General features: G+C 35.8%; 1 protein-coding gene. It reads left to right on the plus strand.

From position 1 onward, the window contains the following. The coding region (locus HMPREF2704_RS02600) for an IS3 family transposase (protein WP_141760626.1) at positions 1-394 on the plus strand (394 nt) is incomplete at both ends.

A 394-nucleotide genomic window follows, 5' to 3' on the forward strand; every position in this document is an offset into this window, starting at 1 on the left:
AAGCTTTATTTATCACCAGTTTTAGATGGCTTTAACAGCGAAATTATCTCCTACAATCTTTCTACTTCGCCGAACTTAGTACAAATGAAAGCTATGCTAGAACAAGCCTTTACAGCGAACCATTACGAAAATACAATTCTCCATAGTGACCAAGGATGGCAATACCAACACGATTTCTATCATCATTTTTTAAAGAATAAGGGAATCCAACCATCTATGTCACGTCAGGGAAATAGCCCAGATAACGGTATGATGGAATCTTTCTTTGGCATTCTTAAGTCTGAAATGTTTTATGGTTATGAGAATACGTTTCAGTCACTTGAGCACTTGGAACAAGCCATTGTCGACTATATTGATTACTACAACAACAAACGAATTAAGGTAAAACTAAAAG

Source organism: Streptococcus sp. HMSC076C09, assembly GCF_001837905.1.
GTDB lineage: Bacteria > Bacillota > Bacilli > Lactobacillales > Streptococcaceae > Streptococcus > Streptococcus parasanguinis_I.